10 protein-coding genes are annotated in these 14289 nt (G+C 71.2%); 2 read left to right on the forward strand and 8 right to left on the reverse strand.

Translation table 11 applies throughout. From position 1 onward, the window contains the following. Window positions 1–11: 11 nt before the first annotated feature. The gene (locus ACFYXC_RS27650; protein WP_388913995.1) at window positions 12–1106 is read right to left on the reverse strand and encodes a DUF5925 domain-containing protein; all 1095 of its coding nucleotides are present in this window, start codon (window positions 1104–1106) and stop codon (window positions 12–14) included. A 176-nt stretch (window positions 1107–1282) separates the two neighbouring features. Here ACFYXC_RS27650 and ACFYXC_RS27655 point away from each other — a divergent pair, with 176 nt between their 5' ends. Next, window positions 1283–2701 (forward strand): xylan 1,4-beta-xylosidase, encoded by a 1419-nt coding sequence (locus ACFYXC_RS27655; RefSeq protein WP_389554642.1) that lies wholly within the window; start codon window positions 1283–1285, stop codon window positions 2699–2701. 167 nt (window positions 2702–2868) lie between these two features. Here the strand turns inward: ACFYXC_RS27655 and ACFYXC_RS27660 are convergent, their stop codons facing one another. The 6 genes from ACFYXC_RS27660 to ACFYXC_RS27685 all read right to left on the reverse strand — a co-directional run bounded on the left by ACFYXC_RS27660 (window position 2869) and on the right by ACFYXC_RS27685 (window position 11306). Next, window positions 2869–6798: a polysaccharide biosynthesis C-terminal domain-containing protein gene (locus ACFYXC_RS27660; protein WP_389554516.1), complete on the reverse strand. Its 3930-nt coding sequence runs from the start codon at window positions 6796–6798 to the stop codon at window positions 2869–2871. After that, window positions 6791–7600 (reverse strand): polysaccharide deacetylase family protein, encoded by an 810-nt coding sequence (locus ACFYXC_RS27665; RefSeq protein WP_389554518.1) that lies wholly within the window; start codon window positions 7598–7600, stop codon window positions 6791–6793. The genes ACFYXC_RS27660 and ACFYXC_RS27665 overlap by 8 nt, the downstream gene beginning before the upstream one ends. Continuing rightward, entirely contained in the window at window positions 7597–8592 is a 996-nt protein-coding gene (locus tag ACFYXC_RS27670) for a glycosyltransferase family 2 protein (RefSeq protein ID WP_389554519.1), read from the reverse strand. The genes ACFYXC_RS27665 and ACFYXC_RS27670 overlap by 4 nt, the downstream gene beginning before the upstream one ends. Next, the gene (locus ACFYXC_RS27675) at window positions 8589–9407 is read right to left on the reverse strand and encodes a glycosyltransferase family 2 protein (RefSeq protein WP_388913980.1); all 819 of its coding nucleotides are present in this window, start codon (window positions 9405–9407) and stop codon (window positions 8589–8591) included. The genes ACFYXC_RS27670 and ACFYXC_RS27675 overlap by 4 nt, the downstream gene beginning before the upstream one ends. A 335-nt stretch (window positions 9408–9742) precedes the next feature. After that, window positions 9743–10864: a GNAT family N-acetyltransferase gene (locus ACFYXC_RS27680; RefSeq protein WP_389554521.1), complete on the reverse strand. Its 1122-nt coding sequence runs from the start codon at window positions 10862–10864 to the stop codon at window positions 9743–9745. A 1-nt stretch (window position 10865) separates the two neighbouring features. Beyond that, entirely contained in the window at window positions 10866–11306 is a 441-nt protein-coding gene (locus ACFYXC_RS27685) for a hypothetical protein (protein WP_389554523.1), read from the reverse strand. A gap of 394 nt (window positions 11307–11700) precedes the next feature. Here ACFYXC_RS27685 and ACFYXC_RS27690 point away from each other — a divergent pair, with 394 nt between their 5' ends. Beyond that, complete coding sequence (locus ACFYXC_RS27690) at window positions 11701–12510, forward strand: SGNH/GDSL hydrolase family protein (RefSeq protein WP_389554525.1); 810 nt, start codon at window positions 11701–11703, stop codon at window positions 12508–12510. Window positions 12511–12564: 54 nt separating this feature from the next. On the opposite strand, the gene ACFYXC_RS27695 is transcribed toward ACFYXC_RS27690, so the two are convergent. Continuing rightward, window positions 12565–14271: a protein kinase gene (locus tag ACFYXC_RS27695; protein ID WP_389554526.1), complete on the reverse strand. Its 1707-nt coding sequence runs from the start codon at window positions 14269–14271 to the stop codon at window positions 12565–12567. Window positions 14272–14289 lie beyond the last annotated feature (18 nt).

The raw sequence follows: 14289 nt of genomic DNA on the forward strand, positions 1-14289 counted from the left end.
GGGCCGTGTGGCTACAGGTACAGGCCCGCGTCCGGGCCCTCTCTCTGGGAGGGGACCGATGTCGGGGTCGTGCCGCGGCGCAGGGCGTACAGCTCGGCCAGGGTGGCTCCGTCCCGGCCCAGGCCCTCGTCCGTGCCGAGCCAGGCGGTGGACTCCCGGCGGGTGAGGGGGCCGACCTCGATACGGGCCAGGCAGCGGCCGGGGCGGACCACCGCCGGGTGCAGGCGCTCCAGGTCCTCGTTGGTCGTGACGCCCACCAGGACGTTGCGGCCCTGGCCCAGCAGCCCGTCCGTGAGGTTGAGCAGGCGCGACAGCGCCTGCCCCGCCGTGTGCTTGGCCTCGCCGCGGATCAGCTCGTCGCAGTCCTCCAGGAGGAGCAGCCGCCAACGCCCCTTCCCCGTGCCGTCCTCCTCGCCGATGGCGATGTCCATCAGATAACCCACGTCGGAGAACAGCCGCTCCGGGTCCAGCACACAGTCCACCTGGCACCAGTCACGCCACGAACGCGCCAGCGTCCGGAGCGCCGACGTCTTGCCCGTGCCCGGCGGGCCGTGCAGCAGCAGGAGACGGCCCGCGATGTCCTCCGGGGTCGTCTTCATCAGGCCGTCCATCGCGTCCGCCACCGGCGCCGTGTAGTTGCCGCGCACCTCTTCCCACGTACCCGCCGAGATCTGGCGGGTCGTGCGGTGCGGGCCGCGCCGCGGCGACACGTACCAGAACCCCATGGTCACGTTCTCCGGCTGGGGTTCGGGCTCGTCGGCCGCCCCGTCCGTCGCCTCGCCGAGGACCTTCTCGGCGAGCTCCGCGCTGGTCGCGGTGACCGTCACGTCGGCGCCGCGGTTCCAGCGGGACACGAGCAGGGTCCAGCCGTCGCCCTCCGCGAGCGTCGCGCTGCGGTCGTCGTCGCGGGTGGACCGCACCACGCGGGCGCCCGGCGGGAGGAGCGAGACCCCGGACCGTACGCGGTCGATGTTCGCCGCGTGGGAGTGCGGCTGCTCGCCCGTCGCGAAGCGGCCGAGGAACAGCGCGTCGACGACGTCCGACGGTGAGTCGCTGTCGTCGACGTTGAGCCGGATCGGCAGAGCGTCGTGGAGGTTGGCAGACATGCCGCCATGATCTGTCACCCGGACGCCCCGTGCATCCGGTTTCCGTGTTGCGTCCCCGGACGGGCCCCGGTGTCGGCTCTGTCCGGACTTCCCGGTGTACCCCCTCCGTCCTGTTACAGGGCTGTGGAGTACGGAACCTGTTCCACCGCCGACACGCGCGGTTACTGTTGCCCATGATGGGACGTCATGGGTGGAATTCGGCAGCTCGGCGGTGGCGCCTCACCGCTCTGCTCGGCGTGGGCGTGACCGCTCTCGCCCTGGTGCTCACGCTGCTGCACACGCTGCCCGGGGACACCGGAAGCGTGGCGGGCACGACCCGCGACGGCGGCAAGGCGCACGGCACACCGTCCGTCCCGGCGAAGACCGGACCGGAAGTGGGCTGGGGCTTCACCCACACCCAGTTCAGCGCCGACGAAGGCAGCGCGGCCGCCACGAAGCGCGTGGAGCGGCGCCTCGCCGAGCGGCCCCCGCCGCAGATCCAGCACATCATGGGCTGGGGGGCGGACAATCCGGAGCCGGTCAAGGGGCGGTACGACTTCGAGGCCATGGACCGCCGGATCGACTTCGTCCGTGCGACGGGTGGCACCCCGGTCGTCACGCTGTGCTGCGCGCCGGACTGGATGAAGGGCGGCACACCCGGCTCCGACAGGACCGACTGGAGCCAGGAGGCCCTGGAGACGGCCCCGGACCGCGCCCACTACAAGGACTACGCCGCACTCGCCGCGACCGTCGCCAGACGCTATCCGGACGTGCGCCACTTCATCGTGTGGAACGAGTTCAAGGGTTTCTGGAACGACAGCGAGGCCCGGTGGGACTACGAGGGGTACACCGAGCTCTACAACCTCGTCTACAAGGCGCTCAAGAAGGTCGACGAGGACATCGAGGTCGGTGGGCCCTATCTGGTGATGGACAGCCTCGATCCGCGTCAGCGCGAGGACGCCTCCGCGTCGCTGAAGGGGAGTTGGGGCGCGATGGACCAGCGGGTCCTCGACGCCTTCGACTACTGGAACGAGAACAGGACGGGCGCGGACTTCGTCGTCGTCGACGGGGCCAGTTACACCAAGGACGACGATCTGCTGCCGGACGAGTTCACGGCGACCGAGAAGTTCACGGCGGTGAGCCGGTGGGTGCGGGAGCGGACCGGTGACCTGCCGCTGTGGTGGGCCGAGTACTACGTGGAGCCGGCGGACGCTGAGGACGTGCGGGACGGGTGGTCCGAGGCGCGCCGGGTCGCCGTGCACGCCACGGGGTTGATCGCGATGGCTCGGGGTGGGGCGACCTCCGCGTTCTACTGGAACCCGGAGACCGAGAACGGTGCCGGGTGCGCGGGGTGTCTGTGGACGCCGACCGACCGGGCGTCGGGCGGGAAGCCGTTGCCGATGCTCGGGCTGCTCACGCGGTTCGGGGCGGAGTTCCCTCCTGGGACCGCGTATGAGGGGGTTTCTGTTGCGGGGGGTGGGCGGGGGGATGTGCGGGTGCTTGCCGATGACGGGGTTGTTCTGGTGGTGAACACGGTGGGGCGGGGGGTTCGTGTGGAGGTTGATGGGCGGCGGGTTGTGTTGGGTGCGTATGGGGTGACGTGGCTCAGTCGGTAGGAGTGGGAGTGGGGTGGGGCGGGGCGGTCGGGTGCCGGCCGGTGGGGGCTTGTCGCGCAGTTCCCCGCGCCCCTAAAGGATTGCGCCGTTCCCCGCGCCCCCAAAAAAGACTGCGCAGTTCCCCGCGCCCCTTCAAAGGGGCGCGGGGAACTGCGCAGTCTTTTGTTCTAGGCCATCGTCAGGAATCTTTGGGTCAGGGAAGCGAGTAGTACGGCCAGTAGGGGGAGGGAGAACCAGAAGGTGCTCTGTAGGTAGTGGAGTTGGCGGACGCTCGGGCGGGTGGACACGCGGACCACTTCCCGCGCGGTGAGCAGGACGATCAGGGCGATCGCGGCCAGCGCTCCGACCACCGACCAGGGGGTCCAGGTGACCTGCGGGCCGACCGGCCCCGGATCCGCCTTCGCCGGCCTGCCACCGGGCTCGCCGCGCAGGGTGTAGATCGTCGCGTCGTCGTTGACGAAGACCTTGCGGAGCTCCTGGCGGGCATCGAGGTTGCGGATGAGACGCTGGTCCCAGGTCCTGGAGTAGCCGATGTCCAGCTGGAGGTAGGTCACCTGGCTGCGGTTGACGATGAGGTACGAGTTCGGGCCCGCGTCCTTCAGCGACTTGACCAGGCTCGACACGAGCACCGGGTCGGCCGGCGCGAGCGTGGGAACGTACTCCACCTTCTCCATGTCCTGCCGCCCCCACGGCATCGCGGGCGTCACGTTGTTCACCGTGTCGTCGCTCAGCCACAGCAGCCTGGCGGTCGGCTCGTCATGGGCGTAGACGTACTCCATGGCGGCGACCTCGCCCGGCCGGATCCGCTCGAACGGCTCGTTGCCCCAGCGGGCCACCAGGAAGCCGCCCATCAGGACGAGACCCGCCATCAGGGCCGCCAGCGGTGCGAGGCTCACCCGGTCCTGGTCCCGTTCCTTCGCGGTGACGCCGGTCCGCGGGAAGAGCGCGAGGCCGGCGAGCAGGGCCGCGCCCGGCAGGGCGAACATGAAGACGCGCAGCGCCATCTCGCCGCCGTACGACTGCATGCCGAAGCCGAGGAACGGGACGAACGCGAGGACGAGCAGGGACCGCTCGCGGTACTTGTGGTCGCGCCGGCGCCAGTAGCCCCAGCAGGCCAGCGCCAGCACGCCGCCCGCCAGTGCCACACGCGCGTAGAGGACGAGCTTGTGGGACGAACTGCCCTCACCGATACGGCCGGAGACCGACGACGACACATTGCCGCCGACCCCGCCGACCCCGCCGAACAGTTCGTCGAAGTGCCCCGACCAGTACGGCTCGGCGAGGAAGCCGATCCAGGCGCAGACCACGACGGCGAACAGGATGGGCAGGCCGCGCAGTTCGGAGCGGCCGACCAGGACGAGGACCGTGAGGACACCCAGCATCACGAACGGCGTCAGCTGGTGTGCCGGCACGGTCGCGACGAACAGGCCGATCAGCACCATGAGCAGGACGGCCCGTTGGCGCCGGTCGGTCGGCTCGACCTCCAGCTCGCCGGGTCGCGCCTTCGTCCACAGCACCCGCGGCGCCCGGAACCACACCAGCAGGATCGCCACGAAGACGAGGTAGAGAAGGTAGGTGAAGCCCTGCGGGGAGAAGTAGTCCTGACCGACCCAGCCGCTGAGCACGAAGATCCAGATGCCGGTCCACCGGGCGCGCCAGCTCGCCCGCATGTGGCGCACCAGCAGGAACAGCGGTGCCAGGTACAGGAGCTGCATGGCCGTCGGCCACCAGCGGATGACCTCCGTGAGGTCGTCGACCCCACAGGCTTCGGCGAAGAACGCGGCCGCCGCGAAGAAGCCCGGCCAGCTCCAGCGCGCGTCGAGGTCGGGCACGGCCGAGCCGGTGCGGTCGATGTAGTCGATGAACCCGAGGTGCTGCCAGGCCGTCGCGAACCGCGGTTCCGTCTCGATCACGGCGGGCAGCGCGTGCAGCGACACCACCGTGGCCAGCAGCGTGACCATGAGCAGGGCCTTGTGCTCGCGGCCCAGCCAGAGCAGCGAGGCGAACACCGTGACCAGCAGACCGGCCCCGACCAGGGTCGGCGTCGGCAGGACGGAGACCAGGCCGAGTCCGTCCATCCGGTCGAGATCGCGTTCCCCGAGCCCGGACACCGGCACCCAGTACAGGACGAGCGCGGCCGTCAGCAGCGAGCCGAGCAGCACGCCGAGCCGGGTCGGCCGCAGCCGCCGCCACCCGGACGCCGGCGGCTCCGGCGGTACGGGGCCGTCCGCCTCCCGTACGGCCGCCGAGGAGTCGCCCGTGCCGGACGGGCCGCCCGGACCGGCTCCGCGTACGCCCTCCGGGTGCTCGACGTCGTCCCCCTCCTCGAAGCGCCCGCCCATCGGTGACTCGAACGGGGCGTCCACCTCGATCTCGGACGGGCTCACCGAGGTCTCCGAGCCCGGTTCCCGCTTCTCCACGGGCAGGCCCACCTCCACCCGCGAGGAGGGCAGGCCGAGCGGTGCCCTGAGCGCCCACGTGGGCCGGTGGTCCGGCCGGGGCCCCGGGGCGCGGGCGGGCCGGTCGGCCGCGGGCGTACCGGCCGAGGGTGTCCCCGGACCCGGCCGCACGTCGGGCCGTCGTTCCAGGTGGTCGAAGTCGAGCTGCACGCCGAGCGCCAGCGTGTCCGTGTCGAGCCGCTGCGCCCAGGCGGGCCCGCGGCCCTTCCTCGGCTCGTCCCGCTGCGCCGCGGGCACGTCGCGGGCACCGAGGTCGGCCAGGTCCCCGTCGGGCGCCGCGTTCCGGGGAAGGTCATCGGGCGGCGCGGCCCTGACGATCCGGTACAGCCGGGGAGCGGCGAGCAGGACGATCACCGCGAGGCTGGAGATCTCCGCGACGCCCGCGCCGGTCAGTCCCATGCGGGGCAGCAGGATCAGGGTGAGGCCGAGCACCAGCGCGCACAGCAGCCCCTGCAGCCAGGCGAGTCCCGCGGTGCGGCTCTGGGCCCGCAGCACCGCGAAGTACGTCTCCATGACGACCCGCAGCACTGCGCCGACCGCGAACCAGCGCAGCAGCGGCGTCGCCGCGTCCGCGTACCCCTGGCCGAACACACCGAGGATCCACGGCGCTCCGAAGAACAGCACCCCGGCCACCGGCAGCATGATCCGCGCCATCCGCCGCAGCGCCGCCCGGGTGTTCGCCGCCAGCCGCGCCGGGTCGTGCGAGCCCTCGACGGTCAGGGAGGCGCCCATGTTGATGGCCAGCAGGTTGACCGTGCCGCCGATGGTGGTGGTGATGTAGAAGTACGCGTTGTCGGCGGAGCTGACCTGTGAGGCGACGAGCACCGGGACCAGGTAGACGACCGCGAGCGAGAACAGCGAACCGGTGTAGTCGCCCGCCAGGAACCGCCCGATCTCCCGTGTGCTGGGCGGCTCGGCGTCGTCCGCCGTCGCTCCCACGTGCCGGGGCACCAGGCGCCGGAACACCAGCCAGCCCAGCGGCAGCACGGACACCGCGATGGCCGCGATCCATGACACGAAGACGCCCATGGTCGGGATCGCCGTGGCGAACGCCACCAGCAGCGCCAGCTTCACCGCCGAGAACACCGTGTTGCCGACGGGCACCCACAGAGCGCTCCGCAGTCCGGTCAGCACCCCGTCCTGGAGGGTCAGTACCGACCAGGCGACGACGGACAGGACGAAACAGAGACCGATGAGCGGGTCGTGCAGGAAGCGGTACGAGGATCCCCAGAAGCCCAGGGTGAGCAGGAAGACGCCCGCTGCCACCGCCACGATCAGCGAACTGCCCGCATAGGTACGGAAGATGAGGCGTCCGGTGCCACGGCCGGCCACCGGGATGAAGCGGGCCAGGGCGCCCGTCAGCGTGACCGCGGTGAGCCCCGCGAGGAGCTTCATCGCGGCGATCGCGGCGGAACCCTGGCCGACCGCCGACTCGGAGTAGTAGCGGGCGGCGGCCAGCCAGTAGCCGAGCCCGAGCACGGCGGAGATACCGGTGTTGAGCATCAGGGCGTAGGCGTTCCGGAACAGCTGGCTGCCTCCGGACGACGGGCCCAGCCGGGGCAGGCGGAGGCGGCGCCCGGACTGCTCGGCCGGCCCGGGCGGGGGAGTGTCGGCCTTGGCCGTGGTCGTGTCAGACACGGGAGCGGATGGCCTTCCGGCGAACCTGTCGTGCTCTGCGGACCATGGCGTACCCCTTGGTGAGGGCACGGTCCCTGGCGAAGGTACGGGCGATCGAGCGGCCCTCGACGAGCCCCTCGAACTCCTCGATCCCGGTGCCGCGGCGCACGGTGACCCGACGCAGCGCGTACGGTCCCTGGCGGCGGCGTGCGAGGACGTTGCCCACGGCGAGCGCCTGGGCGAAGCCCGCCTCGCGCACGATCCCGCGCACCCGCCGGCTGGAGTAGCCGTACGGATACGCGAACGACGCGGGACGCACGCCCAGTTCGGCGGTGATGATCTCCCGGCACCGCAGCAGCTCGAACCGGAGCGCGTCGTCGGAGAGCTGGTCCAGCTGGGGATGCGTATGGCTGTGGCCGCCGATCTCGACCCCGTGGGTGGCGAGTTCGCGCACCTGGTCCCAGCCGAGCATCTCGTCGAGACCGCCCCCGGTGTCGTGCTCCCCGCGCAGCCAGCCCGTCGACACGAACAGCGTGGCCGCGAAACCGTGCTCGGCCAGCACGGGCAGGGCATGCCGGTGCACGCCTTCGTAACCGTCGTCGAAGGTCACCAGCACGGGCCGCTCCGGCAGCGGACCGGACGTACGCCACCCACGGGCCAGGTCCGCGGTGCCGATGGGGCTGAAGCCCGAACCGCTCAGCAGCGCCATCTGCTCGGAGAACGCCTCGGGCGTCACGGACAGGGCGCGGGTGGCGTCGTTCGGAGCCTTGGCCACCGCGTGGTACATGAGGATCGGCACGCGTGGCTCGCGTGGTCCGCTCATCCCTCGGCCCCCTCGCTCCGTGCGACCGGGACGACTGCGAACTCCGTCCCGCCCCTGCGTGCCCGGACGCTCCCGAGAACGTACCCTCCCGCCGCCGTCACCACTCCGGCGACGATGGCGGCGGCCCGGCCCGCGCCGCCGGGGCGGGCGAGCACCGCGTCGCGCAGTCCGCGCGCGACCCCGGCGGGCAGCACCCGGGTGGCGTAGCGGCGCTCCGACTGGAGCCCCTTGTCCGCGCCGACACTGCGCGCGACCAGGGCCTTCGACAGACCCTCGGCGTACGTGCGGGTGCGGAAGTACGCGAAGTGCTCGCGCACCTCCGGCACCCGGTGGTGGATCACCGCGCGGTCGTCGATCAGCAGCACCGCGTCCGGCCTGGCGCGGGTGAGGCGGATGCACAGCTCCGTCTCCTCGCAGCCCAGCGGGCGCTTGTCGCCGTCGCGTCCGATGCCGGTCGCGAAGCCGCCCGCCGCGTCGAAGGCCGTACGGCGGAACGAGGCGTTGCCGCCGAGCACGTTGCGCACCCGGACCCGGCCGGGAGGCAGGCCCCTGTACGTGCAGCCCACCACCCAGTCGAACTCGGCCGGGAACCAGGCCGGCCGGCGGCCCGACGCCCAGATGGGCACCGTCCGGCCGCCGACGGCCATCACCAGCGGATCCTCGTATCCCTCGGCGAAGTGCAGGAGCCAGTCGCGCTCGGCGACCGCGTCGTCGTCGAGGAAGGCGATGACGTCTCCGCGGGAGGCCGCGATGCCCGTGTTGCGGCCCGCGGACAGGCCGCGGGGTCCCGCGTTGGCGAGCACCCGCACCTCCCCTGTCTCCTTGTACTCCTTCGACAGCCGGTCCAGGAGCGCCTGGTTGTGGTCCACGACCAGGAGGGTCTCCCGGGCAGGCCGGGACTGCGCCCGCACCGAGGCGACCGCCGCGAGGATGTCCTCCCAGCGGTCCTCGGTGTAGACACAGATGACGACGGAGATGTCAGGCGTGCTCACGGCATGTCTCCGGAACCGGAGCCGAGCGCCACGGCGCGCGGACGGCGGCGCAGCGACCGCCGGTTGGAGCGCTCCTTGAGGATCACCTTGAGCACCCGCAGCCCGTCCCGTACGGCGCGCAGATTGCTCGCGCCGTGGATCCGCAGATACTCGTGGCTCGGTATCTCCTGGACCCTCAGGCCCGCCTTGACCACCCTGATGTTCATCAGCGTCTCCACCTCGAAGCCCGTGCAGTCGAGGTCGATCTTGTCCAGGCAGTGCCGCCAGAACGCGTTGTATCCATAGCAGAGATCGGTGTAGCGCGCTCCGAACTTGCGGTTGACGGCTGTGCACAGCGCCCAGTTGCCGAGTTTGCGGACCGGTGTCATGTCGTCCGTGCCGCCGCCGTTGGCGAACCGCGAGCCCTTGGCGAAGTCCGCGCCGGAGACCAGCGCGGAGACGTAACTGACGATCTCGTGCCCGTCGGCCGAACCGTCCGCGTCGACCATCACGATGATGTCGCCGGTGCACGCCGCGAAACCGGTGATCAGGGCGTCGCCCTTGCCTTTGCCGAGCTGGGTGACGACTTTGACGTCGGGCCACAGTTCGCGGGCCACCTGCACGGTGTCGTCGGTGGAATTGCCGTCGACGAGAACCACTTCGTGAATCCACTGCGGAAGTGTCTTGAAGACGTACGGGAGATTCTCCGCCTCGTTCATGGCGGGGATCACGACACTCACCGGCGGCGCGATGGCCAGGTGAGTGGAAATGGGCCGGTACCTGTGGGCTGACAGCGGATCTTGGCCCGAGACCGCCGGGCGCAGAAAAGAAGTCATGAGTCTGGTCCCTCTCGTCCGGTGGACCGCCCACCCCCGGGCGGTCCGGTTCTTTGTCCGGTTCGAAAGGGGGGTTTCTCACTTACGGCATGCCGAGATGGACCTCCGTGCATGCCGTGTGAGCTGGCAGAACTAGCCGACTCTCCAGGTCGGTCGCGCGGCACGACTCGGCACACTTGCGCGCCGAGCACGGCACCCCCCTACCGCGCCCCGCACCGGCCCCTCGCGCGATCCTGAGCCCTCCCCTGGATCGCATGTGCACTGATGGGCTGATGCAGGTATATCCAAGACGATATTGATGCTTGTGATGCCATGGCAAGACTTCTGACCGGACATCACCTTGTTGTTGATTTGACCGTTACCTCTCCTCTCGAACGGGTTTTCCCCATCCGTTTGAGTATCTTGTCGGCCGGCTCGAACAGCTCCGGCCGGGACAGCACCGTGTTCCGCAGCGCCCGGACGGGGGCGCGTCGCGCCCGGTGTCCGAGCGCCACGGGATGACGGCGCGTGACCCACCCCTCGGACACGGTGAGTTCCCGTGTCTTCAGGGAGTCCTTGTATTCCTTCTGCCCCCGGCCCAGATCCAGATAGGCGATGCCGTCGGCGGCTGCCGCCTCGGCCATCCGCAGATGCAGGACCAGGCCCGGGGAGTACTTGGAGAACGCCGGGTCGTACGCGGGGAACCAGCACGCCAGCACCCGCTCGGAACGGAGTCCGAAGTGCGCGGCGATCGGTCTGCCGCCCGCGTAGAGCACCGACAGGACTCCGGCGAACGACTCGGAACGGCTGTGGAAGAGCTGATGCGTCAGCCGTGAGATCCAGTCCTGTGCGAACCGGTCGCTGCGCCCGGTCCTGCGGTACTGCGCCGACTTCCACCGCATCAGCGTGTGCAGCACCTCGGGGTCGCGCTCGTCGTGCACGTACCGTACGTCCGCGTGGTCGCGGCCCAGCCGGCGTTCCTTGGCGAGCGTGCTCCTGGTGAACTTCGGTGCCCTGGCGCGCAGTTCACCCAGGTAGGTCTCGTAGCCCCGGTCGATGTCGATGACCGGGGACGGGAAGGTGCCGGAGGCCGCCGCCTCGAACGGCGGCTGGTCCGCAGCCAGGTGGTCGAACTCCCACACGGCGAGCCCGCAGGCCCGCAGCAGCTCGCGTGCGTCCCAGGTGAAGCCGGGCCGGTGGACCAGGCCCTGGCAGTCCGAGACGCCGAGCCCCACGGCTCTGCCGACGCCGGCGGCGGTCGTCTGGAACGGGAAGAACGCCGCGGGTTCGCCGTCCTCCCGGACGACCGCGATCCGCACGCCGCGGCGGCAGCGGCCCACGGCGAGGGTGAACTCCGGTGACAGGAACGGGTTCGCGAGTCCGGGCATGTCGTGCAGGTGCGCCTTCGACTGGAAGGCCGTCCATGCCGACCGGTCGGCGGAGGTCAGTTCGCCGGGGCGGTACACGCCGATGTCCACGTCAGGAAGCCCGTCTTCTCACCGTACGGCCGCGCAGCCGCCGTACCAGGACCAGCAGGAGAATGAGGGAACTGAGCGCGGCCACGGCCGCGATCCCGCCCGGGACCGACCACCGGTGCACGGCGAGCATGCCCTGGGCGACCAGGAGATTGACGGCCACCGCTGCCGACACGGACGCCACGAGGCGGCCGAACGGTTCCAGGCCGCGCAGTGCGGCCGCGACGGCGGCGGCGGGCGCGGCCAGCAGGAAGAAGAGCGTGAACGGAGCGCGCAGCGGGGAGTCCACGTCGACCAGCGCCAGGACGGCGCCGACGCCCGCGATCGTGGTGGCGGCTCCGGCGAGCAGTGGCAGCAGGTCCCTCCCCGGATCCTGCCGCGACCCGTCCGCACCGTCCGGTGTGGATGGGCCTGCTGAAGATGAGTTGACACCTATCGTCTGCATTGGCGACTTTGCCCCCTGAAGCGCCGGATGCCGGGCTTCAATGTCGCGCAGCTGTCCGGGGGCAGTCAAGACGTCTACGGCGTCTCGGCCATTTCCCTGCGGGGGAGTGGAGGCCGGGTGTATAGGCGCGGGGCCGCTGTGGCCTGTCGCCCCGCTCCCGCGCCCCCACGTCGGGTTCCGTCATCGGACGGAACATCAGACAGGTCGGTCTACGGGCGTAGCGCGGGGCGGTTGAGGGTATGTCACAACCCTGTCATGAGCACGCAATCGAACGTGTGGTGAACGGCAGGAAGAGATCCCGCTCGGTCCGGAGAAGTCTTGGCATGTGCACTTCCTGTCAACACGCGTGGCTGGTACCAAAGTTTCGGCAGAGATCCTGCTAAAGGGAGGTTCCATGAGACGTTCCCGATTTACGGCATACGTGGCCGCGTTCTTCGCCGCCACCGCCCTCGCCCTCACCGGTGCCGCGGGGGCCCAGGCGGCTCCGCAGGCCGCCGCCACGGGCTATGTGGCCCTCGGCGACTCCTACTCCTCCGGCGTCGGAGCGGGCAGCTACATCAGCTCCAGCGGCGACTGCAAGCGCAGCACGAAGGCGTACCCCTACCTCTGGTCGGCCGCGAACTCACCCTCGTCGTTCGACTTCACGGCCTGCTCGGGCGCCCGTACGGGTGATGTTCTGGCGAACCAGCTGGGCCCGCTCGGTTCCGGCACCGGCCTCGTCTCGATCTCCGTCGGCGGCAACGACGCCGGCTTCGCCGACGTCATGACGACCTGCGTCCTGCAGTCCGAGAGCGCCTGCGTGGCGCGCGTCAACACGGCGAGGGCATACGTCGACTCGACGCTGCCCGGCCAACTCGACTCGGTCTACTCGGCGATCACCGCCAGGGCTCCGGCGGCCCAGGTCGTCGTCCTGGGCTACCCCAGGTTCTACAAGCTGAGCGGCACGTGCGTGACCGGCCTCTCGGAGACGGAACGGGCCGCCATCAACGGCGCCGCGGACCACCTGAACAGCGCCATCGCCAAGCGGGCCGCCGACCACGGCTTCGCCTTCGGCGACGTACGCCCCACGTTCACGAACCACGAGATCTGCTCGGGCAGCGCCTGGCTGCACAGCGTCAACTGGCTGAACATCGGCGAGTCCTACCACCCGACCGCCGCCGGCCAATCGGGCGGCTACCTGCCCGTCTTCACCGCCGCGGCCTGATCGACAGCGCCCCCTCCTGACCGCCGCCGCGGCCTCCTCACCGCCGCGGCCTCCTCACGACCGTGGCCCGGCCGCACCGGCCGGGGCCGGCACCCGAGGAGAACCGGAGCCGGAGGTCCCGCCCGTCGGGGCCTCCGGCTCGCAGGTGACCGAGAAGGGCACCGAGTTGGACGTGGCCTCCTTCGGGCCCCGGACCTCCACACCGATCGTGTTCCGGTACGTCCCGGACTCCTCGTACGTCGTCACGACGACCGTGTTCCGTCCGGTCCTGCCCCCGCCCTCGGGGAACGAGAGGGTCCTCCAGCCCGGGTCGGACACCTCACCGGTCTCCGTCACCCAGCGGTATTCCACGTCCGCAGGCACGACACCCACGGTGAACGTCGCCGTGAAGGTGGGAGCCTCCGCGTCGGGCGGCGGACAGACGCCGGTGTAGTCGGTGTGCGAGCCCGAGACCGTCACCTTCACGGACTGGACGGGCGCGGGCGTCGTCCGGGCGCCACCGGTGGTCGCGCCGCCGTCGTCCGCTCCGCCCGTGCCGGAGTTCTCCGTCGTCGAGCCCCCGCCGGTGCCGCCCCCGCCGTCCCCTCCGTCGGTCTCCTCGCCCGCACTCCCGCCACCCGTCGAACCGCCGGTGGTCGTCCCGCTGCCGGAGCTTGTGCCGCCCTCGCCCCCGCCGTCGCGATCGATCAGCGCGTAGGTCAGACCCGCGATCGCGAGGGCGAGAGCGGCGAGGCCCGCGATCACCGCGAGCATCGCGCGCCGCGGATGAGCGGGACCAGGGGCCGTCGTCGCGGCGGTCGGGCCCTGTCCCGTCGTCTGCCGCGGGGTGGAGGCGGAGGGCGTGTACGCGGGTACGGCACTCGGCACGGTCGTGGCCGGCCGGGGGAACGCCGCCACCGTCGGCGGGTAGGCCGCGGTGCCCGCACGGGGCGTACCGCCGGCCGAGACGCTCCGCAGATCCTGCTCGGCGTCCTCGGCGGACGTGCGCTCCGCCGGATCCTTGCGCAGCAGGCCCTCGATGACCGGAGCGAGCGGGCCCGCCCGGCGCGGGGCCGGCAACTCCTCGTCGACGACCGCCCGCAGGGTGCTGAGCGGGGTGTTCTGCCGGAACGGCGAATGGCCCTCGACGGCCGCGTAGAGGAGTACACCCAGCGACCACAGGTCGGACTCGGGCCCCGGCGTACGGCCGAGCGCCCGCTCCGGGGCGAGGAACTCGGGTGAGCCGATCACCTCACCGGTCATGGTGAGCGCCGAACTGCCCTCGACCGTGGCGATCCCGAAGTCGGTGAGCACCACACGGCCGTCGTTCGACATCAGGACGTTGCCCGGCTTGACGTCCCGGTGCAGGACGCCCGCCTCGTGGGCGGCCCGCAGCGCGGCGAGCACCTCCGCGCCGATGTGGGCGGTGCGCTGCGGGGACAACGGGCCCTCGGCGTCCAGCAGATCGGAGAGCGCGATCCCGCGGACCAGCTCCATGACGATCCACGGGCGGCCGTCCTCCAGCGCCACGTCGTAGACCGTCACCACATTGCGGTGCGAGACGCGGGCCGCCGCCCACGCCTCCCGCTCCAGACGGGCGTACATCCGCTCGACGTCGGGGCCCGGCAGCCCGTGCGGGGCCCGCACCTCCTTGACGGCGACCTCCCGGTGCAGCACCTCGTCACGGGCCCGCCACACCGTTCCCATGCCGCCCTCGCCCAGAGGGGACAGCAGCCGGTAGCGGCCCGAGATCACGCGTTCACTGCCTGGTTCCCCGGACACGGGCGTCCCCCCTTCGCA

It is taken from the genome of Streptomyces sp. NPDC002701 (assembly GCF_042889045.1).
Taxonomy (GTDB): Bacteria; Actinomycetota; Actinomycetes; order Streptomycetales; family Streptomycetaceae; genus Streptomyces.